The sequence below is a fragment of the Ruegeria sp. BHSC043 genome, from assembly GCF_059612985.1.
In genome coordinates, this window is the sequence record NZ_JBXWRS010000004.1 from 243,541 (window position 1) to 267,707 (window position 24,167).

Annotated in this window: 20 protein-coding genes, 1 tRNA gene and 1 pseudogene; 15 read left to right on the top strand and 7 right to left on the bottom strand. The window is 58.7% G+C overall.

Annotated elements, in window-relative coordinates; translation table 11 throughout:
- Positions 1-41: 41 nt before the first annotated feature.
- Positions 42-1,028 (bottom strand): 2-hydroxyacid dehydrogenase, encoded by a 987-nt coding sequence (locus AC2FMM_RS09695; protein WP_496796440.1) that lies wholly within the window; start codon positions 1,026-1,028, stop codon positions 42-44.
- A gap of 165 nt (positions 1,029-1,193) precedes the next feature.
- Here AC2FMM_RS09695 and AC2FMM_RS09700 point away from each other — a divergent pair, with 165 nt between their 5' ends.
- Positions 1,194-1,682, top strand: coding sequence for an SH3 domain-containing protein (locus AC2FMM_RS09700; RefSeq protein ID WP_496687414.1), 489 nt, complete (start codon positions 1,194-1,196; stop codon positions 1,680-1,682).
- Between the two features lie 441 nt (positions 1,683-2,123).
- On the opposite strand, the gene AC2FMM_RS09705 is transcribed toward AC2FMM_RS09700, so the two are convergent.
- Entirely contained in the window at positions 2,124-2,762 is a 639-nt protein-coding gene (locus AC2FMM_RS09705) for an alpha/beta fold hydrolase (protein WP_496796441.1), read from the bottom strand.
- Between the two features lie 191 nt (positions 2,763-2,953).
- On the opposite strand from AC2FMM_RS09705, the gene AC2FMM_RS09710 reads away from it, so the two are divergent.
- Positions 2,954-3,028 (top strand) — tRNA-Gln (locus tag AC2FMM_RS09710).
- Positions 3,029-3,448: 420 nt separating this feature from the next.
- On the opposite strand, the pseudogene AC2FMM_RS09715 reads toward AC2FMM_RS09710, so the two are convergent.
- A pseudogene (locus tag AC2FMM_RS09715) lies at positions 3,449-3,586 on the bottom strand (IS5/IS1182 family transposase); the annotation flags it as partial.
- 155 nt (positions 3,587-3,741) lie between these two features.
- On the opposite strand from AC2FMM_RS09715, the gene AC2FMM_RS09720 reads away from it, so the two are divergent.
- The gene (locus AC2FMM_RS09720; RefSeq protein ID WP_496796442.1) at positions 3,742-4,347 is read left to right on the top strand and encodes a hypothetical protein; all 606 of its coding nucleotides are present in this window, start codon (positions 3,742-3,744) and stop codon (positions 4,345-4,347) included.
- A 491-nt stretch (positions 4,348-4,838) separates the two neighbouring features.
- On the opposite strand, the gene AC2FMM_RS09725 is transcribed toward AC2FMM_RS09720, so the two are convergent.
- Positions 4,839-5,063, bottom strand: coding sequence for a hypothetical protein (locus AC2FMM_RS09725; protein ID WP_496687290.1), 225 nt, complete (start codon positions 5,061-5,063; stop codon positions 4,839-4,841).
- A 65-nt stretch (positions 5,064-5,128) separates the two neighbouring features.
- Here AC2FMM_RS09725 and AC2FMM_RS09730 point away from each other — a divergent pair, with 65 nt between their 5' ends.
- On the top strand, positions 5,129-5,293 hold the full coding sequence (locus tag AC2FMM_RS09730; RefSeq protein ID WP_496796472.1) for a hypothetical protein: 165 nt from the start codon (positions 5,129-5,131) through the stop codon (positions 5,291-5,293).
- Here AC2FMM_RS09730 and AC2FMM_RS09735 read toward each other — a convergent pair.
- A complete protein-coding gene (locus tag AC2FMM_RS09735; protein WP_496796443.1) occupies positions 5,216-5,782 on the bottom strand; it encodes a helix-turn-helix domain-containing protein in 567 nt (188 codons plus the stop codon). The genes AC2FMM_RS09730 and AC2FMM_RS09735 overlap by 78 nt on opposite strands.
- Before the next feature lie 19 nt (positions 5,783-5,801).
- On the opposite strand from AC2FMM_RS09735, the gene AC2FMM_RS09740 reads away from it, so the two are divergent.
- From AC2FMM_RS09740 to AC2FMM_RS09760, 5 genes are read left to right on the top strand one after another with little or no spacing between them, the layout of a single operon-like run.
- On the top strand, positions 5,802-7,253 hold the full coding sequence (locus tag AC2FMM_RS09740; RefSeq protein ID WP_496796444.1) for an aldehyde dehydrogenase family protein: 1,452 nt from the start codon (positions 5,802-5,804) through the stop codon (positions 7,251-7,253).
- Positions 7,253-8,233, top strand: coding sequence for a membrane dipeptidase (locus AC2FMM_RS09745; RefSeq protein ID WP_496687286.1), 981 nt, complete (start codon positions 7,253-7,255; stop codon positions 8,231-8,233). The genes AC2FMM_RS09740 and AC2FMM_RS09745 overlap by 1 nt, the downstream gene beginning before the upstream one ends.
- Positions 8,234-8,277: 44 nt before the next feature.
- The gene (locus AC2FMM_RS09750; protein WP_496796470.1) at positions 8,278-9,915 is read left to right on the top strand and encodes a hypothetical protein; all 1,638 of its coding nucleotides are present in this window, start codon (positions 8,278-8,280) and stop codon (positions 9,913-9,915) included.
- Positions 9,912-10,544: a DUF3726 domain-containing protein gene (locus AC2FMM_RS09755; protein WP_496687284.1), complete on the top strand. Its 633-nt coding sequence runs from the start codon at positions 9,912-9,914 to the stop codon at positions 10,542-10,544. Before AC2FMM_RS09750 ends, AC2FMM_RS09755 begins: the two co-directional genes overlap by 4 nt.
- Positions 10,545-10,559: 15 nt before the next feature.
- Positions 10,560-11,570 carry an Ldh family oxidoreductase gene (locus AC2FMM_RS09760; RefSeq protein WP_496796445.1) on the top strand — a complete coding sequence of 337 codons (1,011 nt, stop codon included), beginning with the start codon at positions 10,560-10,562 and terminating at the stop codon, positions 11,568-11,570.
- A gap of 44 nt (positions 11,571-11,614) precedes the next feature.
- Here AC2FMM_RS09760 and AC2FMM_RS09765 read toward each other — a convergent pair whose 3' ends face one another.
- The gene (locus AC2FMM_RS09765) at positions 11,615-12,031 is read right to left on the bottom strand and encodes an ATP-binding cassette domain-containing protein (RefSeq protein ID WP_496796446.1); all 417 of its coding nucleotides are present in this window, start codon (positions 12,029-12,031) and stop codon (positions 11,615-11,617) included.
- A 941-nt stretch (positions 12,032-12,972) separates the two neighbouring features.
- Between AC2FMM_RS09765 and AC2FMM_RS09770 the strand changes: the two genes are divergently transcribed.
- From AC2FMM_RS09770 to AC2FMM_RS09785, 4 genes are all read left to right on the top strand, one after another.
- Positions 12,973-15,405 carry an efflux RND transporter periplasmic adaptor subunit gene (locus AC2FMM_RS09770; RefSeq protein ID WP_496796447.1) on the top strand — a complete coding sequence of 811 codons (2,433 nt, stop codon included), beginning with the start codon at positions 12,973-12,975 and terminating at the stop codon, positions 15,403-15,405.
- Positions 15,402-18,581, top strand: a complete 3,180-nt coding sequence (locus tag AC2FMM_RS09775; protein WP_496796448.1) for an efflux RND transporter permease subunit — start codon at positions 15,402-15,404, stop codon at positions 18,579-18,581. Before AC2FMM_RS09770 ends, AC2FMM_RS09775 begins: the two co-directional genes overlap by 4 nt.
- Before the next feature lie 33 nt (positions 18,582-18,614).
- A complete protein-coding gene (locus AC2FMM_RS09780; RefSeq protein ID WP_496796449.1) occupies positions 18,615-18,959 on the top strand; it encodes a copper-binding protein in 345 nt (114 codons plus the stop codon).
- A 318-nt stretch (positions 18,960-19,277) separates the two neighbouring features.
- Positions 19,278-19,817 carry a cysteine hydrolase family protein gene (locus AC2FMM_RS09785; protein WP_496796450.1) on the top strand — a complete coding sequence of 180 codons (540 nt, stop codon included), beginning with the start codon at positions 19,278-19,280 and terminating at the stop codon, positions 19,815-19,817.
- Between the two features lie 212 nt (positions 19,818-20,029).
- Here AC2FMM_RS09785 and AC2FMM_RS09790 read toward each other — a convergent pair whose 3' ends face one another.
- Positions 20,030-21,172, bottom strand: a complete 1,143-nt coding sequence (locus AC2FMM_RS09790) for an NADH:flavin oxidoreductase/NADH oxidase (RefSeq protein ID WP_496796451.1) — start codon at positions 21,170-21,172, stop codon at positions 20,030-20,032.
- Between the two features lie 452 nt (positions 21,173-21,624).
- Here AC2FMM_RS09790 and AC2FMM_RS09795 point away from each other — a divergent pair, with 452 nt between their 5' ends.
- Both AC2FMM_RS09795 and AC2FMM_RS09800 read left to right on the top strand, forming a co-directional pair.
- A complete protein-coding gene (locus AC2FMM_RS09795; RefSeq protein ID WP_496796452.1) occupies positions 21,625-22,821 on the top strand; it encodes an adenylate/guanylate cyclase domain-containing protein in 1,197 nt (398 codons plus the stop codon).
- 75 nt (positions 22,822-22,896) lie between these two features.
- A complete protein-coding gene (locus AC2FMM_RS09800) occupies positions 22,897-24,045 on the top strand; it encodes a hypothetical protein (protein ID WP_496796453.1) in 1,149 nt (382 codons plus the stop codon).
- Positions 24,046-24,167: the final 122 nt, after the last annotated feature.

Sequence of the window (24,167 nt, forward strand, 5' to 3'; positions counted from 1 at the left end):
CAAAAAAATCCCGGCCGCGCGATGACTGGCCGGGAGCAAACTCACAACATCGCAGGCACGACCTGATCGGGCGGGCGATGCCCATCTTCGAAGGTCTTGATGTTGATGATGACCTTTTCACCCATTTCGATCCGCCCTTCCAGCGTGGCCGACCCCATATGCGGCAGCAACACGACGTTCGGCAGCTGACGCAGGCGGGGGTTCACGTCGGTTCCGTGTTCATAGACATCCAGACCGGCGCCCGCGATCTCGCCCGCGCGGATCATCCGGGTCAGCGCATTTTCATCCAGCACCTCGCCACGCGACGTGTTCACGATCACCGCGCTGGGTTTCATCAGCTTCAACCGCCGCGCATTCATCAGGTGAAAGGTGGACGGGGTCGAAGGGCAGTTGATCGAGATCACGTCCATCCGCGCCACCATCTGGTCCAGGCTTTCCCAATAGGTGGCCTGCAACTCCTGTTCGATCTCTGGGCGGAGGCGACGACGGTTGTGGTAATGGATCTGCATGCCGAATGCCGCGGCACGGCGCGCGACGGCCTGCCCGATACGGCCCATGCCCAGGATCCCCAGACGCCGCCCACCGATGCGGCCGCCCAGCAAGGCGGTCGGCGCCCAGCCGGCCCAGTCGCCTTTCTGCATGATCGAAAGCCCCTCGGGGATGCGGCGTGTCACCGCCAGAATCAGCGCCATGGTCATGTCGGCCGTATCATCGGTCAGCACCCCGGGGGTGTTGGACACCAAAATGCCGCGCTGCCTGGCGGTGGCGACGTCGATGTGGTCGACCCCGGCGCCGTAATTCGCAATCAGGCGCAGCCGCTCGCCGGCCTGGCCCAAAAGCCCCGCATCGATCGAGTCGGTGATCGTTGGAACCAGCACGTCGGCCTCTTTCACGGCGGCCGCTAGTTCGTCGCGCGTCATGGGCGTGTCATCGTCCCGCAGCCTGACATCGAACAGCTCGCTCAGCCGTGTTTCCACCACTTTGGGCAACCGTCGCGTTACAACAACACTCAGACGTTCTCTCGGCACCTCAGCCCTCCTACTGCTTTGCAATCCGACGCGCGCCATGGCATCGTGGCGCAGGATCAGTTGGGGCACAAGAACCCCTGGGGCATCATCCCCACCTTTTTGAATCACGATCGACAGGCGTAAGAGCAGGCAGTGAGCGCTTTTTTCCGGCTGAAACGCCCGCTTCTGGGCATTGTGACGGCGCTGTTCAGTGGTCTCGGCGTTTCTTCCGCCCATGCGGAGCAGGTCCGCGGCCAGGTCACCAACCTACCGATTCCACGCTATGTCTCGATGAAGGCCGCCGAGGCCAACGTGCGCCGCGGCCCGTCGCTGACCCACCGGATCGACTGGGTGTTCAAACGGCGCGGCATGCCGCTGCAGGTGGTGGCCGAATACGGCAACTGGCGTAAAGTTCAAGACCGCGACGGCGCCGGAGGCTGGGTGCATTATGCCCTGCTGTCAGGCGTTCGCACCGTCCTGGTCGAAGCCGACATGCTGCCGGTGCGCGCCAGCCCCGATCCGGGCGCACTGATCAATGCGCAATTCGAATCCGGCGTGGTGGCCCGCCTAGGCAGTTGCAACATTGACTGGTGTCGCATTTCGGCCGGCGGCTATGGCGGCTGGGCGCCCAAAAGCAACCTATGGGGCGTGGACCCGAACGAAATCCGCGAATAACCGGGATCAGGACGTGCGCCGGACAAAACCCAATAAGGTTTTAACAAGCGCTTCGGGTACATCCTCCTGCAGAGGATGCCCGGCTTTGGGCTGACGTAGATGCGGCTGTCCTGCGGCACTCGGACAGAGTTCCTGAAACACGCGGTCCGCGCCGGCCATATCCGGTCTTCGGCGCCAAAGTCCGTCAGGACCGGCGTCAGTAAGTTTCGGATGACGGCCATGGCCTTGCGATTCGACTCGGATTCCCGGTCGTCCGGCCGGTCTGGCACCGGCACGGGAAACTTATGCGCTCCCGCCTTGTGGCCATCATCCGGGAACGGCGCGTCATAGTCGGAGACCTCGACCTCGGACAGCGTGGACACCGCTCCGCCATGGACATTTCGCCCGGCGCGAAACTCAGGCGTTTCCTGGCTGAACCGGCGCTACGCGGCGAACGCCGCGCTACAGAGGCTGGTCGCCTGTGAGCAGCGCCGCGTTCGCGACCATGATCCGCGCGAACCGATCCGGTATTTCGGCCCACAGTCGCTGCCCGATCAGCCCGCCCCAGTCCTGACGAAACGGGGTGGTGTCACGCAGATCGAGGCGACGCAACACCTGCCTCAACCGAAACACGTGGCGCGCATAGGTAAAATCGGTCCGCTCGACAGGTTTGTCCGATTTTCCAAAGCCTGCACGATCGGGCGCGATGACCCGGAGTCCGGCTGCGGCGACGGGCCGGATCATGTGACGATACAGGTACGACCAGGATGGTTCTCCGTGCATCATTGGTACCGGATACGCAGCCTTCGGCCCTTCGTCCAGATAGTGGACCCGCAATTCGCTGCCTTCGGTGTCATCCACCATGAGGTAGTTGGGTACAAAGCCGCAATCCGGCAGATCACTGAACCTGTGGTCCGGCGTGCTCAGCACCTTCATTTGGATCCTTCCCTTTGCCGTTCCCAGGCTGGCATGCCGACGGCAGGGCGACAGCATGAATGTCACGAAACGCAGTCCGTCTTTGGCGCAAATCTTCAACACCCCCGCCGCGATTTCACCGCCATTGATCCAACCCTGCGCGTACTTGAAACCCACATGAAACACTGTCCCATTCGGACATTGATGGCGTTCAGGATCGAGCCCGAGCTTTCCAAACCGCCAAGCCGAAAACAGGGTTAGTGCAGCACTGCTGCACACCTGATGAGACGGGTGCAAAAAAATTTTTGTTCGCCCGAATTTTTTCTTCGAAAGCCCTTGAACCCCGCCAACAACAATCGTAAGTAGCCGCTCACCGTTGGGGTGTAGCCAAGTGGTAAGGCAGCGGTTTTTGGTACCGTGTATCGTAGGTTCGAATCCTACCACCCCAGCCAGCTCATCAGAACATGGAAAGACAGCAGGCGCTTGGGTCACCGATACCCGAGAAATGCCCCCATTTATGCCCCAGTGGTTACGTGTGTTGAGGGTGGGCCCTCAGAGGTCGTTGAAGGCCCACGCCACAGGTTATAGCAGGTCGTAATCGACCCCGTTCGCCCAGAAGCCCCAATCGTCGCGTTTGTTGTCCGCCGCAGACCCCTCAATCAGGTGCTGAGGACGGACGCAGCGCGCGTTATGGCAGCGGCGGCGAACCACCGTTGCCTTATCGATCACTGCCCGGTTACAAAAGAAAACCCACGACGAGAACGCCGAGGGCAGACAGGTATTTCATGGGTCAAACTCCTGCAGTTGCTTCTTTATTTAGATGCAGGGGTTCTCTCAGTTTCGACGGGAGCGGAATTCAGGTTTTCCGCGCAAATGGCGTGCAGCTTGGTGTTCATGCCGCCCTTGGTCCGGCCAATCAGGCGTCCACACCCCCCCTTTTTGACGCCCATGCTGGTCGCTGCGCGGTGTGCCTTCAAGTGGGTCGGGTCTATCATCACAGTCTTCTGTTCGCCGTGGTCTTCGGCGCGGCGGAAATCAATGCATTCTGACCCTAAGGGTTGGAGTTCGCGCTTTTCAGACCGATTTGTTCCAATACTTAACGCAACTTATACAGTGATGCGATGATTGTTTCATAAACTTATTTTCCTATGGGGGGGGGGGGGAGATGCGACATTTCTTTCTGGCAATAGTTATCTTGTGGGCGCTGCCTGTTAACGCGGCAACCTTCACATACCACTATCAAGGTGCATTGTTGGACCAAATAGTGGACAACAATGATGGCACTGCAACTATCCAAAATGGCTTTAGTGCGACACTTATTCTTGACGAGTATTTGCTCGGTCAGTCTCTGTTCGACGCCAATATTTCTTTTTTTCTTCCGGGTTCGTCAGGCTTTACCCCACAGGGACCGGTACAAGGCGTGCTGGGTTTTTTTACTAATTATGCGGATCTCACGAACACCGTCGCGGGAACTGAATTCAGAATGCAAACGAATGCATTTGGCAACCTGACGGGTACAGCGTTTTGGTTGGACGGTCCCCCAGATGGATTTTTTGGCTCCACTACTCCATCATATGGAAATGCTTATGATTGGTATCACGATTCCGTAAATACCATCGGAAGCTCTCGGCCCGGCACATGGTCATTGGTTTCGATTCAAGGGGACTTGTTCGTTGCACCAGTTCCACTGCCTACTTCATCTTGGCTGCTGATCACTGCACTTCTTGGGCTAGTATTAATTTCACGCGACAGGTCAAAGAAGTTAGGCTAGATAGATAGCTTCCGCCGTATTCTTGGCTTCAGTTTGCTGTTATAGCGCTTTCTAACGGTTAGTGCAGGGGCATTCCTGTTTTGGCTCAGATCAGCCATTCGATGCATCAGCCCCCCACCCGCCAGCACCAGAGACCAGTCTTCAGCCCCCGGAACGCCTCGTCAGCTGTCCAGTCCTTCGGACGCCGTCAGCGCCAGTGGACGGTCGATCTAGCGGTAAAATGCCCCCACGACCGCACCAGTTCCCGCGTCTAGTTGGAAAAGCTCTTAGGTTTCATCGGTCGGCAAGGAGTCCTATCACCCCAGCCAAACACTTCTCTAAAAATGGCCGTCTGCAACCTGCACTCAATTAAGTGCCTGAGCTTCAGCCTGTTAGTTTGGCCAATTTCAAAACGAGACCCCAAGCAGAGCACACATCCGGTCGATTTATCGCCGCAGTCTCTGTTCGCCATTCCGGCGGTACGAGTTTGGTAGTTTTTGCGAGGTTTTGACTTACAGCTTCGCGAAGGTTTCGCGCTGTTCCGACCATATCGCGGGAACGCCGGACTTGATCAGGTAATCAGAGGTCAGACCATCTGGCTGCTCACACGCAGCAATCGCCTCCAAGACAACTGGTGCGAGCAGTGCCAGATCAACCACGTCTTGGATCCGCCGCTTTGAAGTCCCTTCCGCATCCGCAATCTCTGCAAAGGATTTGCCGTCGAGGATCATCGCCATCCATCGCTGTGCATTTCCGATGTTCGCACGAGCATTCTATCAATCTCAGTCGGCGCATCTCCAAGATGCAGTTTCAGCTCAACGCCCCTTCTGCGCATCCGGAATGGGCCTTGGATGATGAGCTGATCCGGGTCGATCTTTTCCGGATCGTACTAAACCAGCTTCGAGATGTCTTCGACGTGCATACGAACGACGATATCGCCTGGCGCGATATCTGCCGGCTCGACTAACGCCAGACAGTCTTGTGTCTTTTGCACCGCATGTAGTTTGGCAGATGTGGCGCCAACCTCTGATGCAGATAGATCCCGGATAAGACGCGTCGCAACATCGTGTCTCTCCAATCTCGCTCTGATAAGATCGGCGATCAGCCTTTCAACCTCTTCCGCGGGGAGGTGCCTGTGCGGCAGATTCAATGGCGTCAATGGTATCGTCGAATTGACGCAACTGCTGCTGAGCGAGCGAAAGACTTCGTGCCCAAGCGGAGACAGACGGTTTTTCCTCTCGCTTTCAAAAAGCGGCTGGCCAAGGTGTTCTTCCAAGTGCTTCAGGGTCTTCGAAAAGGCGGATTGCTTTCGCCCCAGTCGAATGGCCGCGTCGGCAAGGTTACCGGCCTGAGCCACCGCTCCAATGCAACGGAGCATTTCGATCTTGATCACAGCTTCAAACTTCCTGAAGATTAAGTTTGACTGATATGGCGTGCAAGGTCCATGTTTGCCCATCAATCATCTGGGCCGGGGCATGTCATACGCAAAGAAAAATTTCATTGCAGGGAAGTGGGTTGCGGGTGAGAGCGAAGTCGAAAACCGCAACCCATCCGATCTAAGCGATCTGGTCGGCTTATTCGCGCAAGCGAGTCCCGATCAGATGGACGCTGCTCTCGATCAGGCCCGGAACGCACAAAGGGAGTGGGCCGCTGTCGGGATTGAGCGCAGACAAGCTGTTCTGATGGACATTGGCAACGAACTCATGGCCCGGTCTGATGAACTCGGCACGCTTTTAAGTCGTGAAGAAGGCAAGCCACTGGCGGAGGGCAAAGGCGAGGTGTACCGCGCCGGTCAGTTCTTCACTTACTATGCCGCCGAGTGCCTGCGCCAGATCGGCGAGAACGCAGATAGCGTTCGAGCGGGAGTTGAAATCGACGTGCGTCGAGAACCGGTCGGCGTTGTCGCCGTTATCTCACCCTGGAACTTCCCGACCGCGACCGCTTCCTGGAAGATCGCGCCGGCGCTTTGCTATGGAAACGCGGTTATCTGGAAACCCGCCAATGCCACGCCGGCTTCAGCGGTCGCTCTAAGCGAAATCATCGCAAAACAGGACATACCTAAAGGTCTTTTTTCACTGTTGATGGGATCGGGACGTGCAGTAGGGCAACGACTCGTCGAAAGCCCGATAGTGAATGCGATTTCGTTTACCGGGTCCGTTCCGGTCGGCAGGGGGATTGCCGCAGCGGCTATTCAAAACCTCACCAAGGTCCAGATGGAGATGGGCTCGAAAAACGCGCTCGCCGTCATGGACGACGGAGACCTTGATCTCGCTGTATCGGTCGCGTTGGGCGGCGCGTTCGGCGGGACGGGTCAGAAGTGCACGGCATCCTCCCGGCTGATTGTGCATTCTTCTGTTCACGACGCTTTCGTCGAAAAGCTCGTGGCCGGCGCAAAGGCCATGAAGGTTGGCCACGCACTCGAGGACGGCACCCGGATGGGCCCAGTCGTTAGCGCCCAGCAACTAGGGGAGAACCTTGCTTATGTCGAGCTCGGGAAATCCGAGGGGGCTGAACTCGCCTGCGGAGGAGAACGGCTCGATATGCCCCACGACGGTTACTATATGTCACCTGGTGTTTTTCTGAATACAAACAATGCTATGCGCATCAATCGGGAAGAGATGTTTGCGCCGCTGACCGCGGTGATCCGGGTCGACAGCTATGAAGAGGCATTGGCGACAGTTAACGACACGAATTTTGGGCTGACATCCGGGATTGTCACTCGCGATCTCGCCCGTGCTACCCATTTCCGGCGAAATGCCCGGACCGGCGTCGTTACGGTCAATCTTCCGACGGCGGGAACTGACTATCATGTGCCATTCGGGGGACGCGGCGACAGTTCCTATGGTCCAAGGGAACAGGGACGGGCTGCGGCAGAGTTCTACACGACGGTCAAAACCGCGTACATCAGCGCAGGTAGTCCGAGGTGATGCGGATCGACGGTCTTCAATACGCCAACTGGTCCGAGAAGATCTTCCGGCAGATGCGGGAAGGCGGCGTCGATGCGGTGCACGTCACCATCGCCTATCACGAGACCTTCCGCGAAACCGTTCTGAACTTCGAGACCTGGAACCGTTGGTTCGAAACCCATCCCGACCTGATCATGAAGGGGCGGTGGGCCGGCGACATAGACACCGCGCGCGAGACCGGGCGGACGGCGATCTTCTTCGGGTTTCAAAACCCCAGCCCGATCGAGGACGACATCGGGCTGGTCGAGATCGTTCACACGCTGGGCGCGCGCTTCATGCAGCTGACCTACAACAACCAGTCCTTGCTGGCGACCGGATGCTACGAGGCCGAGGATACCGGCATCACCCGCATGGGACGGCAGGTGATCCGCGAGATGAACCGCGTCGGCCTGGTCGTGGACATGAGCCATTCGGCCGACCGCTCCACGATCGAGGCCGCCGAGATATCGGACCGCCCGATCGCCATCACCCACGCCAACCCCCATGCGTGGTCGCCCGCACTCAGAAACAAAAAAGACGATGTCATCAGTGCGGTGACGCAGAACGGGGGCATGCTGGGCTTTTCGCTCTATCCCCATCACCTGCGCGACAAATCCGGCTGCACGCTGCGAAGTTTCTGCGAGATGATCGCGCGCACGGCTGACAGGTTCGGCACCGATCACCTCGGGATCGGTTCCGACCTTTGCCAGGATCAGCCCGACAGCGTGGTCGAGTGGATGCGGACGGGGCGCTGGACGAAGCAGATCGACTACGGCGAAGGGTCCGCGTCCAATCCGGGTTTCCCGGAAATGCCCGACTGGTTTCGGGACAACCGCGATTTCGGGACTATCGAGGCCGGGCTGCGCGAGGTCGGCATGAGCGACGCCGAGGTCGCAGGGATCATGGGGTGGAACTGGTACCGCTTCTTCGCCGAGAGTTTCGGCCCCGGCCCGGCGTCGTGACCCGTACGGCGCCCCATATCGCGCGGCGGGACCCGGCCCGGGTCATGACGCTCAGGCGGCTGGGGTCTCTTCATCAATGCCGTCTGAGCTTCATGCGCATCCTCACCCGCCGGCTGGACGGCGAGGGCTGGACGTTCACCCGCCCCGTTTTCGATATCGACCCAAAAGGCGTCGGGCGGGCGGTGTATACCGCGACGGGCCCGACGCGCAGCTATTCGCTGGTGTCCTTCGCCCATGACCTTCCGGACGAGTTGCGGTCCGACCGGGTCATTGCCGAGGCCTGGGACGCCACCTTCGCCTTGTTCGACGGCGTTCCCACACCGCAGGATATCGACCGGCTCGCGCGGAATGTTCCCCTGCAAGAGGCCGGCCGCGTGTCCGAGAGGGAGCTGTCGCTGTCGCGCGCCAACCGCTCCGTCCGGCTCTGGCGGCATGTCGTCGACGCCCTGGCGGCCGGACGGCAGCCCGACGCGGGGATGATCGACGATGTCGGCTACCTGATGCGGACGACGGCCGTGTACGGATCTGGCAAATTCGGCGCGGCCGACCGCGAGGCGATCGCCGACCGCCCCGAGATGCAGGTGCCGTTCCAGGCCGAGATGTTGTCGGTCTATCTGACCAGAATCTTCGTGCGGGACCTCGTCCAGCATATGGCACGGGCAAAAGGCGGGGACCGGGCAGCCGATCTTGATCCAGCAATCGCCCGGCGGCTCGGAATCGGGAATTCAACTGGACTGGGAATGGCGCCCTTCATCGTCAATCACCCAATCCTGTTCAACAACTGGATCATGGCCCGCGAAGAGGCGATCTCGCGCGTACGGTCAATTTACACAGCTACATCCGAAGAAATTGCCGTCTTTCTGGACAGGCTAGCGCGAACAGAGATCTCTGTAGCGCAGTGGAGGTCTGAGCATCCGTTTCAGATTGCGAAACTTTCTGATCTGCGGAGCGACCTCGGCCGCCTGCGCGATTTCGTGGACGGCAGCAACCTCGACGGTCCCGAGCCGTGGAACCGTCTTGTCCTCTGGTCCGAGAGCGCGTTGAGCGAGGAGGGGCAGGAGCTTGTCGCCTCTCTCATTCTGGAACCGTACGGCCAGTTGGTTGATGGCCTGGCGCATTGCATGGCGGACAGCAACGCGGCCGCGTTCCGCATCGATGGCGCAATGCCGATTGGCGAGGTCCGGCGGCTTTTGGAGACTTCATTCGGCTGGGCGCTGAAACTGGATTGGCAGAACTCGCAGAATTGCGCCCGAGCCTGGTATGTGTCCGAGGAAAAACTGGAACCGCGCCTGGGCGAGCGCTTTGAAGAACCAGTATCGGATTACGAACAGCCCCTGGCCCCGGCCCGAGATGCCGCCAAGGCCTTCGCCGCGCTGCAAGACTGGTGTGATGATGCGCCGATTGCCGAGTTCCTGCTGAACCACCCCGAGCATCGCCACACCGTCCGCCGCGCCCAGATCAGCCGCATCGCGCCCTATGGCGAGATCCACGACAACACGATCGCAGCAGATGTCATGCCGATCGACATGCTGCGGGCGAAGCTTTCGTTTTTCGGAGCAACGCATTTCGACCCGCGTTCGGACCGCTGGGTGCGCATTTGCATGTACGCGGGCGCGCCGTATCCCGAGGAGCTGACGCCGACCAATGCTGATGACTGGGTCTTTCCGGAGTTCTCGGTATGAACCTGTCATTGAATGAGATCGAGGCTACCGCAAAGAGGGCGGCACGCGGCGCGGGCTATCCCTGGGGGCTGGCGGAGGAAGCCGGGAAGGCAACTCGCTGGCTTTGCTCGCGCGATCTTGACGGTTGCAGAGCACTCACTGAACTACTTGAGCGGATCGACGGGCAAAACATCGCTGGGTGGTTGCCTCAAACCGGCAGCGAGCCCTGGACCGCGAGGGGCGGCATTTTGTGCCCTCTGGCGACAGGTGCGGCAATTTCAGATCGCGCCCACGAACTTGGCGGCAAAGACATCCGGCTTGGGGCTGTGGCTGTACCGGTGTTTTTGGCACCCTTTGCCGCTCTTCTGGCCCGTGAGTTCGAAAAGCCCGTAGAGGTTGTCCTTGGCGATTTGGTCTTGTGTACAGACGGCGAGCTTTTGTCGTCGAGCGGTGCGCCTCCGAGTTCGTCTGTTGGGGCCAGTATCTGTATCGGAGGAACGATTGATCAGCCATACAGCTACCGTCTGCGCGCAGATCCCGACGCGAATGATTGGGCGGCACTGTTGGCCTTTGCCCATCGTACTTATGCGCCGGCCACCGAGGAGTCGCGCCTCAAGGGCGCGGGTGCCGGACTGTCCGACAATGATTAAGCCGAGGTTTCACTAATGCCGACAACTACACTCAGCCTCGCTGAAATCGAGAACCTCAGCTTTCGCGCGCTTGTGGCGGCTGGTACATCGGAGGCTAATGCACGGCCACTTGCCGTTGCCACAAGCGCGACCGAGGCCGACGGGATCGCGAGTCACGGCCTGGCCTACATCCCGATTTACTGCGAGCACGTAGGTTGCGGTAAAGTCGACGGTCAGGCGCAGCCAAAGCTCGAGGTATCCAGTCCATCAGTGGTCCGCGTCGATGCAATGACTGGGTTCGCCCATTCTGCGATCGATCTTGGCTTCGAGCGCCTGGTGCCACTGGCGCGCGAACAAGGTATCGCGGCGCTGGCCATTCGAAACAGTTACAATTGTGGCGTTCTGGGCTATCACACGGCGCAATTGGCGCGATCCGGGCTAGTCGGACTCGGATTCACCAATGCGCCAGCATCGATAGCTCCATCCGGTGGGTCCAAACCCGTGGTCGGCACGAATCCCCTTTCGATCGCCGTTCCGGGCCTCGACCGCGAACCGGCAATCCTGATCGATCAGAGTGCCAGCACAATCGCCAAGAGCGAAGTTATGAAGCACGCCCGCGAAGGTAAGCCGATCCCGGTAGGTTGGGCGCTGGACCCCGATGGCAACCCGACAACTGATCCAGAGGTCGGGCTGAAGGGATCGATGGCCCCATCAGGAGGTTACAAAGGGATCGGCGCGGCTCTACTCGTCGAGACGATGGCGGTTTTGATGACAGGCGCTACGCTCGGGATAGACGCCTCGCCGTTTTCCGGAACCGTCGGCGGTCCGCCAAAGACTGGTCAATTCTTCATTGCTATTGATCCCGAGAAAACGGCCGGCGACAGATATGCAGCGCTTCTTTCTCGCTTAACCGACGCATTTGAGGCGCAGGACGGTGCACGACTGCCTGGAGAAGGACGCCGTAAGCATCGAGTGAAGGCGCGTTTGCAAGGGGTCGAAGTGGATAACGCGACCATCGAAAGGATCAGGAATATTATCGGCGACTAGACGGAAAATTGGTCGCTTATGCATTAATAGCCAAACTGGACCACTCAGGTGGGGCTGATCAACGCGACAATGTTCAGCAAGGTCGATTTTCCGCTGCCTGAAGCGCCAAGTAGCACAACGATTTCTCGTTCCGGAATGTCCAGATTTACTCCGCGCAATGCGTGCACGGCCGCAGGCCCTTCGCCGTAGACTCTCTTTAGGTTTCTTATTGTAAATGCACTCTTTTCCACGTCTGTAATGTAGCAAATTGCAGGTTTAAGGTACATTTGAAAGCGTTTCCGTTTGACACGGAAGGGAGTGCCTTTTCGATTTTCCAAAAATGGAGACTCTGCTGTGTAATGGATACCATTCTTGGTATTCCACGACACCGTAGCGGTTCGTGGCTGCATAGCTATGGCCCGCAGCGCCAATGTGCTGACTTTCAGAAAAAATGTAGCGAAGCGCAGGAAATTAAACCCCAACAGCCCTCGGCGGATAGTGTTTGGCGTTACTCAGGATGCCATCTACACGCGCCGGTAGCCTTGAATTAAGTCAATCATAACTTCTTCCGTTGAAGGCTACGCCTAAGCCGTTGATTGCTGAATACAAGCGACCGGCAGTTTTGTCCGCAACTCGGACCTCAGGGCAAAAAACACGCTGCAGTCGGTTCGAACGGCAGCTTTTCTTTCTGCAGCGCAGCTGGCGACTCAGCCGGAGTGGTTTCTGCGTCTGCCAGCGTGCGAGCAGAGGCACTTCCGGATACCGCTCTTAGGAGACATCTGACGGTTTCGGTCAGGTTCGGACCGAGGCCCAGTTGGCCGAATGACTGCGTGGCGGACTTATCAGTCATGAAACTCAGTCATGAAACAGCGCCCCTTCAGACGCGTTCACGCAAAATCTAGTTGTCTCGATACGTAGCCGAAACTATTTCAGAATCATGGCAAAGGTCGCGTACAGATTTGCAACGAAGCGTCTAACGGCGCTGATCATGTGCATGTCGCTCATGATCACAGGACTGGCTGCGGCCGTTGCGATGGACCACGCGGGGCATGACATTCATGGACACGTCGCCTGGATATCGTCAGACATCGGATCGATAGACCACGCATCGCACCATATGACATCCGGGAACCCCAACGCAGAATGCTGTGAACCCGAGAGCAAGGCCGCGTCAAACTGCCATGTATCGGCTTGCTGCCTTTCTGAATTTCAACATTCCGACATTCTACTGGCCACTGATCACAGCCGAAGCGCCTGCGCTCAGCGGATGACAAATCTGGTCGGACCTTCGATCGACACCCCTCTGCCTGAACGCCCTCCCCGACTTTCCTGACAGGTTCTTGCGGACCCGAGCCTTTTAGCGGTTCGGGTTCATCTTGATTTCTTGGCCGATCCACAGCGGATCGGCTGTCAGGAGGTTGCAATGCGTGGACGCTACACGGCTCTCGCGATTATTGCCTTGGCGGGCGGCACCGCAGGTGGCATCACACTAGAGAGGTTCTACCTTAATCCGGAGAATACCGGGGGATCGGACGGTCCGGAGATCCTCTATTGGGTCGCTCCGATGGACCCGAATTTCCGGCAACCCGGCCCGGGCAAGTCGCCCATGGGAATGGATCTGATCCCGGTTTATGCCGGGCAGGAACCTTCCGACGACCCTTCGGAGGTCTCGCTCAGCGCGGCCGAGATCAACGCCATCGGGGTACGGACCGCGCTAGCTCGGATGACGGATGTGGCGCCAAGGATCGAAACCGTCGGATTTGTCAGCTACGACGAGCATCTGACCAGCCATGTCCACACGCGCGTCGATGGATGGATCGAGGTTCTGAACGTCAGGGCGGTTGGCGACGTCGTACGAAAAGGCGACGTGCTGTTCGAGCTCTTTTCTCCGGAATTCGGCGTCGCGAGCTTCGATTTCCTGCGCTCGCTTGAGCGAGGCACCGGCCTGTCCCTTGAGGCTGCGCGTAACAAATTGCGCAGCCATGGGGCTACCGACAGACAGATTGCAGAGATCGAGGCATCCGGCGAAATTGCGCGCCGCATCACCGTAGAAGCTCCAAGAGATGGCATCGTGGTGGCCCTTGAGGCTGCGGATGGCATGTTCCTGCAACCCGGCACCCAGGCGGTCTCGATCACCGATCTGAGCCAAGTCTGGCTGATCGTGGATGTGTTCGAGCGTGACATCTCGCGCCTGTCCGAAGACATGACTGCTGTCGCCCGCTTCGAGCATCTTCCCGGCAGGATCTTCGAGGGCCGGATCGACTACATCTATCCCGAGCTCGACCCGCGCACGCGCACTCTTCCCGTCCGCCTGCGGTTCGACAATGCGGAAGGCCTGCTTCGGCCCGGCATGTTCGGCAACGTGAGCCTCCTTCCCAATACAAGCCGTCAGGCACTTACAGTTCCGTCCGAGGCTGTGATCCGCACCGGATCGGCGGAGCGGGTCATCCTGAAGACGGGCGAGGGAACATTCCGGCCGCGGCTCGTCACGACGGGCCTTCGCGACAGTTTCGGAGAAGGTGGCCGCACGGAAATCCTACAAGGCTTGCCTCCGGGTGAGGAGGTCGTCGCCTCGGCGCAATTTCTGATCGACAGCGAAAGCGCCCTGAGTGCGGGCTTCATGCGGATGGCGCCGACCGATGAAGAGCCGGCTCGTGGGACAGGCACGCTTGTCGCGCTGGACCGTGACCGGCGGGTCGCGACGCTTCGCCATGGTGCCCTGGAAAGCCTCGACTGGCCGGCAATGACGTCCGAGTTCCCGGTGCGCGCGGACGTGTCGCTGGACCGGCTGCGGGAGGGAGAGGAGGTGTCGTTCCGCGCCGCACGCGGCGCCGACGGTCTGCTTGGCCTGATCGAACTGGGTCCCGATGATGGTGTCGCTGCGACGGGAACAGGTATGGCGCTGGCCGTGACGCCCGAAGGCAAGCTAACGCTCGATCATGGCCCTATTCCAGACCTGGGCTGGCCTGCCATGCAGATGGATCTTGATCTGGCCGGCATCGATCCCGCGAGCGTGCCACTCGATACGCCAATCGAGTTCGATCTCGCCAAGGATGAGAACGGCATGTTCTCCATTATCGCGGTGCGCGCCGAGGGCGAAGATGCACCGGCGGTGGAGGAAATTGACGAGACGCCGACCGCGGCGGCTCCTCCAATCGTCGTTTCAGGAACGATTGACGCCATCAACCCGGCAACGGGACAGGCAACGATCACCCACGAACCGATCACTGAAATCGGCATGCCAGGCATGACGATGGCATTCGCAGTGGCCCCGGAACTGGACCTCTCTGGAACCGAAACAGATCAGGAGATGACCCTCACCTTCGCAAGGCCGGATGGAATGACCATGGTGCTGGCGGCCGCCGAGCCTGTCGTCCCGAGTGCGCCGCCAATCACCGTCACCGGTACCATCGACGCCGTCGATGCCGAGGCCGGGCGGGCGACCATAACCCACGGGCCGATCATGGAGATCGGGATGCCAGGGATGACAATGGAGTTTTCCGTCGATACCGATCTCGACCCGACCTCTTTGCCGACCGGGATGGAAGTGTCGCTTACCTTTGCGCGCCCAGACGGCATGACGATGGTTTTGGCGGGGGCTGAGCCCGTGCAACCGCCGATGGAGGTCTCGGGCACCATCAACGCAGTCGACCCGGACGCTCGGATGGCCAACATCACCCATGGACCCATGGTCGAGATCGGCATGCCGGGCATGACCATGGATTTCGCCATCGCTGATGACATTGATCCGACTGCCTTGCCCACAGGTGAAGAACTCATCCTGCTTTTGCATCGCAACCCCGACTTCTCGATGACCCTCGTGGGCACTGCCGCCGCTCGGAGTGTCTCTCAATGATTCCGGCTATCATCCGCGCCTCGATTGCGAACCGCTTCATCATCGTGGCGCTCGCGCTCATGATGGCGGCGGCCGGAGTCTGGGCCATCCGCGAGACACCGGTGGACGCGATCCCCGACCTGTCCGACGTGCAGGTGATCGTGCGCACGCCTTATCCGGGTCAGGCGCCGCAGGTGGTCGAGAACCAGATCACTTATCCACTGGCCACGGCGATGCTGGCTGTGCCAGGCGCGCAGGACGTGCGCGGCTTTTCGTTCTTTGGGGACAGCTTCGTCTATGTTGTCTTCGAGGACGGCACTGATCTTTACTGGGCGCGCTCGCGGGTGCTGGAATATCTCGGCCAAATTACCGGAAGTCTTCCCGAGGGCGTCTCCCCGCAGCTCGGCCCGGATGCGACGGGCGTAGGGTGGATATACCAATATGCCCTGATCGACCGCACCGGGAACCATGACCTGTCGCAGCTCCGCACGCTTCAGGACTGGTTCCTGAAATACGAGCTGCAGGCAGTCGAAGGCGTCTCTGAAGTCGCCACCATCGGCGGGATGGTCAAGCAGTACCAGGTTGTCGTCGATCCAAACAAGCTCAGAGCCTATGACATCACGCTCGCGCAGCTGCGCGGAGCGATCCAGGCCGCAAACAGGGAGACCGGGGGCAGCGTGATCGAGATGGGCGAAGCGGAGTTCATGATCCGCTCGTCGGGCTACATTGACGAGCTTTCGGACCTCGCCAGCGCGCCCTTGATGGTCAATAAGCGAGGTGCCGCGCTGACGCTCGGCGACGTGGCCGAGATCCGGCTCGGGCCGGAGATGCGACGCGGCGTCGGCGAGTTCGATGGCGAAGGCGACGCTGTGGGCGGCGTTGTGATCCTGCGCTGGGGCGGCAACGCACTGGCCACGATCAAGGCGGTGGAGGCTCGGATAGAAGAACTGCGCCCAAACCTGCCCGAGGGCGTCGAGATCGTCACGACTTACGACCGCTCCGGGGTGATCGAACGGGCCATCGAGAACCTGCAGAAGAAGCTGACCGAGGAATTCATCGTGGTGGTGCTGGTCTGCGCCGCGTTCCTTCTGCACCTGCGCTCGTCGCTGGTGATCCTACTGTCGCTTCCTCTGGGCATTTTCGCGGCCTTCATCCTGATGAAGGCCCAGGGCGTGAACGCCAACATCATGTCGCTGGGTGGCATCGCCATCGCCATCGGCGCAATGGTCGACGCCGCCATCGTGATGATCGAGGCGATGCACCGTCGGCTCGAAAAGGAGAAGCTGACGGCTGAGAACCGTTGGCGGATCGTGCAGGAATGCGCATCCGAAGTTGGACCTGCGCTTTTCTATTCGCTTGCCATCATTACGGTGAGCTTCCTTCCGGTCTTCGTTCTAGAAAATCAGGAAGGACGGCTGTTCAAGCCGCTGGCCTATACCAAGACCTATGCAATGGCGGCAGCGGCGATTTTGTCGATCACGCTGGTGCCGGTGCTGATGGGATACTTCATTCGCGGTCGGATCCTGCCCGAACGCAAGAACCCCCTCAATCGCCTCGTTGTCTGGACATATCGCCCGTTCCTGGACGCGGCCATCGCCTGGCCCTGGGCCACGACGCTGCTGGCCGCCGCGGTCGTCGCCTCGATGTGGTATCCGCTCCAGCGCCTCGGTTCGGAGTTCATGCCGGAACTGAACGAGGGTGACTTTCTCTACATGCCGTCGCTCTACCCCGGTGTCTCGATCGGCAAGGCGCGCGAGGTCCTGCAGCAAACTGATCGGCTGATCGCAACCATCCCCGAGGTGGAGACGGTGCACGGCAAACTCGGACGCGCGGACACGGCAACCGATCCGGCGCCGCTGACGATGATCGAAACCACGATCCAGCTGAAGCCCGAGGAGGAATGGCGCCCCGGAATGACGATGGAGAGGATCCGCGACGAACTTGACCGTGTGGTTCAGGTGCCGGGCGTCACGAATGTGTGGATCCAGCCGATCAAGAACCGGATCGACATGCTGGCGACGGGGATCAAGACGCCGGTCGGCGTGAAAATCTCAGGCGCCGATCTAGACGTCATCGAGCAAATCGGTGTCGCCGTTGAAGAAGCGGTAAAAGGGATAGATGGCACCGCCTCGGCCTATGCCGAACGACCCATCGGTGGGCGCTTCATCGAGATTGACGTGAGACGAGAGGCGGCCGCCCGTTACATGATGAGCGTCCGGGACGTGCAGGAGGTTGTTCAGACGGCAATCGGTGGCATGCAGGTGTCGGAGTCCGTCGAAGGGCTAGAACGGTTCCCGATCAATCTGCGCTACCCACAGTCCTGGCGGGACAGCCCCGAGCGGCTCGAAACCTTGCCGGTGGTCACACCCTCGGGTGCCCATGTGCCGCTCGCGGCACTTGCCGACATCCGCATCGTGGACGGTCCGGGGATGATCCGGTCCGAGAACGCCCGGCGCACCGGCTTCGTCTTCATCGACATCGCAGGGCGCGATCTCGGCAGCTATGTTGCTGAGGCCCGTGCGCGAGTAGCCGAAGAGGTCACCTTGCCCCCGGGCTATTCGCTCACCTGGTCTGGCCAGTACGAATACATCGAACGGATGCAAGAGCGGCTCACTATCGTGGCCCCTGCGACGCTTCTGATCATCACGCTGATGCTCTTCATGGCCTTCAACCGGATCATCGAGGTGAGCATCATCCTCGCGGCCCTGCCGTTGGCGTTGGCCGGGGGCGTCTGGTTCCTGTGGTATCTCGCTTTCGACATCTCTGTGGCAGTGCTCGTCGGCTTCATTGCGCTCGCGGGGGTCGCGGTCGAGACCGCCATCGTGATGCTTCTCTACCTCAATCTTTCTTGGGAGAAGCGCCGCAAGCTCGCACAGGCGGAGAACCGAAAGCTGACTCGGGACGACATCGAGGAGGCCGTCTTCGAAGGTGCGGTTCTGCGGGTCCGGCCCAAGGTTATGACGGTGGCCACGATTTTCGCGGCGCTCATCCCGATCATGTACGGCACCGGCACCGGCTCCGAGATCATGCAGCGGATTGCGGCCCCGATGATCGGCGGCATGGTCACCGCGACCCTGCTGACCCTTTTCGTCATCCCTTCGATCTTCGTGATTTGGAAGATGCTGGCACTGCCCCGTGTCAACCGCGAGATCGGCCCCCTCGTTCTGCGGCCTGAACATTCAGCGCCTGCCGAATAATCGAAACTGCAACCTGAACTCCTGGAGTTTACAATGAAGAAACTGACTGCAACGCTCGGCCTCCTGGCCTTCACGACCCTGCCGGCCCTCGCTCAGATGAACCACGGCAATATGGACCATTCCAACATGCCAATGTCGTCCGAACAGATGGAAGGCGCCGTACACGCAAAGGCCGTCGTTAACTCGATCGGCGACGGCATGGCCAATGTCAGCCACGGCCCAATCCCGGAGATCGGCTGGCCAGCGATGACGATGGATTTGCCGCTTCTCGATAACGCCCAAATGATGGGTGAGATTGCCGCGGGCGACGAGGTTACGCTTATGCTCGTGAAGGGATCGGACGGCATGTACGCAATTGGCGCGATGATGCCGAACTGAACCTCGGAACACAGCGACCGGCCACTCCGCGCCGGTCGCCCACAATTCTATGACGGGGCTGGGATATGAACCGAAACCTCTACCGCTTACTGGGCGCGATCTCGATTTGCCTATCAGCAACTTCTCTTATGGCGCATTCCGAAAAGTAAGGCACAACGCCTATGGACGGTACACGGCTGACCGAAACGCCCGAGATGATCCACATGGTGTTCGACAACCAGAACACGATCGCACGGCAGCGTCAGGCTTGACCGCAGGCAACTTCGTTGCATCATGCCTTGCTTATTGCACGCAACCTGCCGAGGAAGAGGCCCAAGCATGAAGACTGCTCTAATACTTGTGGATATCCAGAATGATTATTTCGAAGGTGGAAAATGGCCCGTTGCCAATATGGCAGAGGCTGCTGTCAATGCAGCACGGCTCCTGAAGGCAGCCCGGACGAAAAAGGAGATGATTGTCCATGTGCACCATGAAATGCCGCAAGGTGGGCCGTTCTTCGTCGCAGGTACGGATGGCGCAAGGATCAATGATACAGTCTCACCGCAAGGTGATGAAACGACAGTTCTGAAACACAGACCCAACAGCTTTCACGATACCGGGTTGGAAGCTCTGCTTCGCGATGCGGGGGTAACCAGCGTCACGATTTGCGGAGCGATGTCACAGATGTGTATCGACGCGACGGCACGCGCAGCACGCGACCTCGGGTTCGATGTGACCGTCATAGAAGATGCTTGCGGCGCGAAGGAAACCTCTTTTGGGAACGTTACAGTGCCGGCCGAATTTGTTCACGCCACTATTATGGGGGCGCTGAACGGCAGCTACGCGACTGTAACCAATACAGATTCCTACCTTGCCTGAGCCCCGAACGGGTGGCATGCGACATCCCACATAGCGAAGCGCTGACCTAGCACCATGCGTTATCACCCCGGGCAACACGGCTAGCGACTTCAGTATCTTGCTCCGTGCTTTTGCATAACCAAAACGGTTCATCGGCAAGGTAAGATATGCAGCCCCTCCGAAAGCTCCTTTTTGTGAACCAGAAAGCGCTCACCAACGAGAAGTTCACGACTTCAAGGCTTATAGAAATCCGATGTCCTTTGACGGCTGGCGAGCCACCAGCCCGATTGTACGGGCCATTCCGTAAAGTCGGTGTCGTGGCCCAGATCTCTGGCGGCATGAAGCGCCCATTGCGGATCGACCAGCGCCTCGCGCGCGATGGCGATAAGATCCGCAGCCCCGTCAGCAAGGATGTTTTCGGCCTGCAAAGGGTGCGTTATCAGGCCCACGGCCATCGTTGCCATGCCGACTTCGTTCCGGACGCGATCAGCATAGGGAACCTGGAAACCCGGTTGCCGCTTTTGCGAGCCGCTTGCCGTTGCGGCCCCGGCGATGCCGCTTGAGGAACAATCCATCACGTCGACGCCAATGTCCTTGAGCGCACGCGCCAGCACAACAGTGTCCTCGAGGCTCCACCCATTGGGCGACCCGTCGACCGCCGAGGTGCGAAAGAACAAGGGCAGGTCTTCCGGCCAGGCGCCGCGCACCGCTTCGGCGATTTCGAGGGCAAGCCGCATGCGCCCGGTCAAATCCCCGCCATAGGCGTCCTTGCGCCTGTTCGAGAGCGGCGACAGAAAGCTGTGCAGCAAGTAACCGTGGGCGCCGTGAATTTCAACTATCCTGTAGCCGGCCTCTCGCGCGCGGTGCGTCGCGGACACGTAATCGTCGATCAGGGCCTTGATCTCGGACACCGGCAGCTCATGCGGAACGGGCCAGCCATCGGCAACAGGTAGCGCGCTTGGCCCGACCGGCGTCCAGGGCATGTCGCCGCGGGCGATATCCGCGTCGTTCAGAGGGCCATTGCCGAACCACGGCCGCTGCATCCCTGCCTTGCGCCCCGCATGCCCAAGCTGGAGCGCCGGAATGGCACCGTTCCGCAGCGCGAATTGTGCAATCCTTGCGTGACCCGGAATCTGGCTGTCGGCCCAAAGCCCGGGGCACCCGTGCGTGATGCGCCCGGCCTTTTGCACGGCGGTCGCCTCGGTAAAGACGATGCCGGCGCCGCCAATCGCGAAGCGGCCGAGTTGCACAAGATGCCAGTCATCCATGTGCCCTTCATGCGCCGAGTACTGGCACATCGGCGAGATGACGACACGGTTGCGGGTTTCGACGCCCCGAATCCTCAGGGGCTGGAACAGTCTTGGGGTCTCGGTCATCGGCATGCTTCCTTGCAAGATCATTCCATCTTGCATGCATGTTCACGCAGTTCAATCAGACGGCAGCGCGTGGAACGGTCGACCGGCGCTTTCCCCGGCCAGCGCTTGTCGCCGGAATAGGGAACATCGGGGCGCACGATCAGCGCCCTGGGTTGCCGCCCACCGGCCCCGGAAACCGTCGTCCCGATGGACCAGAGGCCGACTATGCACTAACAGTCAAACTGGACCACTCAGGTGGGGCTGATCAACGCGACATAGGTCAGCTCAGCGGACTTAGCTGGCATTCACCTCGAAGCAAAAAGTTAGACGAACGCCTTATCATTGGAAAACTGCGGGAGCTGGAAATAAGAAAGCGCTAGATTTTCGATTTGGTCTCGGTATTTTTTGTAAGCGTCAGTCGCGAACGTAACACACTTACCATTGCATCCCATTGCATCATAAGAAAATGAATTTTGCCGCAAGATAACGAAACGCAAGCGAGTACTAACAAGATTGCAAGACGTCTTGCAGCCATACTGGCTGCCGACGTGGCCGGATATAGTCGTCTTACCAGCGTCGATGAAGAAGGCACTGCTAAAATGCTCTTAGAGCATAGATCAGTGACTGATGCGCTTATTGAGAACTTTGGTGGTCGGATTGCCAACACCGCTGGCGATAGCATTATTGCTGAATTTGCGAGCTCTGTCGAAGCGGTGCGATGTGCCGTTGAAATTCAGGAAGCAATTCGGACACGCAACCTCTCCGTTCCGTCGTCTTCACAAGTTCAGTTTCGCATCGGGATAAATGTCGGAGACGTGATCCTTCAAGATGGTGACCTTTTAGGTGACAGCGTAAATGTGGCCGCTCGACTAGAAAGCCTCGCTGAACCCGGTGGGATCTGCTTGTCTGGCGAGGTACACGACCAGATACAAGGCAAGCTGTCCCTTGGGTTCCGTGCTATGGGAACCAAGCGACTAAGAAACATTGATCGTCCGGTGCGCGCTTACAACGTTGAGGGCATCCAAGATGTCAGTGCGCGCAAAGAAAACAAGCTGCGCATTCTGGCCGCGGGAGGTGCCTTTTTCGCTGCCGCCTGCTTGGGTCTTGTGTATGTTCTTACTGCTCGTGACAGCACTACAACGCTTTCTGGTGGATCGCCGCCGTGGACGTCTGAAAGCAACCTGGATGCACCTCCACTGCCTCAGATGTCTGACGTTGTTGCATCAGGAGAATGGAATGAACATTCCTATTATGCAATTTTGACATGGGGCAGTTCCTGGCAGTCAGCTGTTGCAGATGCTAAAAAAAGGGGTGGCTATTTAGCCTCCATTACATCCGAAGCGGAGAACAGTTTTGTTTTCGAACTCATTAAGAACGATGAGCGCTTGTGGGATATGCATCAGGATGGGCAAGCTTTCGGACCTTGGATCGGCACATATCAGGAAGAAGGGGCCATTGAGCCAGACGGTGGGTGGGCGCTGATCAGCGGCGAACCGGTTACGTTTTCGAACTGGTCAGAAGGCCAGCCAAACAATCATGGTGGGAACTCGGACGTCGTTCGGTTCCACAATTACGTTCACCAGCCTTCACCGTATTGGGACGATGCAAATGGCGCCGGCTCAGCACGAGGGTATATTTTGGAAATTGAGCGCGTGGATAGTACTAAATGAAAAAAAGCGGGCCTTTGACGTTGTAAGTATCAATATATTCCAATTCTTTGAATACGGGGAACCTGAAGAAGCATAATGCAATTTTTCTTTAGACATTGGATCTTATCCGTTTTTGTCGCGTCGTCGATTATTTCGACGTCGGCAAGCGCGCAAAACGTGACGTTCCCAACGGACTTCTTCGCTGAACGCCTGCAAGGCTCTGCATGCTCGAAGTTTTTTTCTTCATCTCGCCTGAACAGTGACCTTAAGATGATTTCAGCACTAAGTTCGGCGAGCATGACGAGCACCAATTCTCTGAACGTCAACCACGATGCCTTCTCCAAAAGGTGGACAAAGCTCTTAGAAGTTTCATATGGCGCGGCGGCAAAAGGTGACGCCACGGCCGGCAAAAAAATCTTGGGCACTCTGGTCAATCTTGCGCAAGCGAACGCCCTGCTTAATGCCCCATCATATAATAGCGCAAAAAAAGTGGAGTGCTGGAAAGGTGGCCGAAGCGACCGACCATGTCCACTGCATGTTGTGCAACACACCGGGTATACTGGCGTTGCAATGTTGTATTCGGCCATTGTGCTTGAGGAGTACGCAACACCAGACCAGAAACGAATTCTGGATACGTACTTTGACAAGATCTACAAGAAATTCATTTCCCCACTGGCGTCAAACGGCGCGCAAAGTGACGGATTGTATGAATTTGGAGACTATGGTTTGGGCGTGCTTGCCTACGCTAGGTGGAAACGTGATGCACGGCTCGCCAAAAGCGAAATACGCAAGCGCCGCTCCTCTTTCATCAAAAAGATAGATGCCCAAGGCATGCTGAAAGAAAACTCATTTCGCGGCTACCGCGGCTATTGGTATCACACTCTGGGAGCAGAAAGCGCCTATGGTTACGCGCTAGTTGCTAGAAGTTTCGGCACCGACTTTTTCAAGGACGCCAAACTTGGTCCAAGGTTTCAGAACCTTGCCAATCAAACGGTGAATGGTGGGCGGAGTTACTCTGATTTTCGGGAGCGCGCCCTGCAAAAATCCCCGAAAAATGCAATCAAGGACCCAAACGCAGAAATCCTCCACATGCATCAATTCGCTGTTGGCTTACCGATCATCTTAAAGCGGGAATATGGCTACGATGTAACAACAGCGTCAGCTTACAGATCAAAGGGCCGTCTCGAAACAATCAGCAAAATAACAGGTTTCAACGCTGATTGTTACTACTCCAGTTTTCGCTGAGTTCGGCAGCTTATCTGTTGCTGCGTGGCAAACTGATAAATTCTAACGTTCTGCTTTGGGCTCGGTGCGGACGCTCGCAGTATTCTCGTGAGCGTCTGCTGCGCGGACAAAGCGCTCACTGG

Coding starts and splice junctions, on each gene's coding strand:
- AC2FMM_RS09720 (WP_496796442.1), top strand. CDS start 3,742: ATGCGACATTTCTTTCTGGCAATAGTTATCTTGTGGGCGCTGCCTGTT.
- AC2FMM_RS09725 (WP_496687290.1), bottom strand. CDS start 5,063: ATGGCGATGATCCTCGACGGCAAATCCTTTGCAGAGATTGCGGATGCG.
- AC2FMM_RS09730 (WP_496796472.1), top strand. CDS start 5,129: ATGCAGTTTCAGCTCAACGCCCCTTCTGCGCATCCGGAATGGGCCTTG.
- AC2FMM_RS09735 (WP_496796443.1), bottom strand. CDS start 5,782: ATGGGCAAACATGGACCTTGCACGCCATATCAGTCAAACTTAATCTTC.
- AC2FMM_RS09740 (WP_496796444.1), top strand. CDS start 5,802: ATGTCATACGCAAAGAAAAATTTCATTGCAGGGAAGTGGGTTGCGGGT.
- AC2FMM_RS09745 (WP_496687286.1), top strand. CDS start 7,253: ATGCGGATCGACGGTCTTCAATACGCCAACTGGTCCGAGAAGATCTTC.
- AC2FMM_RS09750 (WP_496796470.1), top strand. CDS start 8,278: ATGACGCTCAGGCGGCTGGGGTCTCTTCATCAATGCCGTCTGAGCTTC.
- AC2FMM_RS09755 (WP_496687284.1), top strand. CDS start 9,912: ATGAACCTGTCATTGAATGAGATCGAGGCTACCGCAAAGAGGGCGGCA.
- AC2FMM_RS09760 (WP_496796445.1), top strand. CDS start 10,560: ATGCCGACAACTACACTCAGCCTCGCTGAAATCGAGAACCTCAGCTTT.
- AC2FMM_RS09770 (WP_496796447.1), top strand. CDS start 12,973: ATGCGTGGACGCTACACGGCTCTCGCGATTATTGCCTTGGCGGGCGGC.
- AC2FMM_RS09775 (WP_496796448.1), top strand. CDS start 15,402: ATGATTCCGGCTATCATCCGCGCCTCGATTGCGAACCGCTTCATCATC.
- AC2FMM_RS09780 (WP_496796449.1), top strand. CDS start 18,615: ATGAAGAAACTGACTGCAACGCTCGGCCTCCTGGCCTTCACGACCCTG.
- AC2FMM_RS09785 (WP_496796450.1), top strand. CDS start 19,278: ATGAAGACTGCTCTAATACTTGTGGATATCCAGAATGATTATTTCGAA.
- AC2FMM_RS09790 (WP_496796451.1), bottom strand. CDS start 21,172: ATGACCGAGACCCCAAGACTGTTCCAGCCCCTGAGGATTCGGGGCGTC.
- AC2FMM_RS09800 (WP_496796453.1), top strand. CDS start 22,897: ATGCAATTTTTCTTTAGACATTGGATCTTATCCGTTTTTGTCGCGTCG.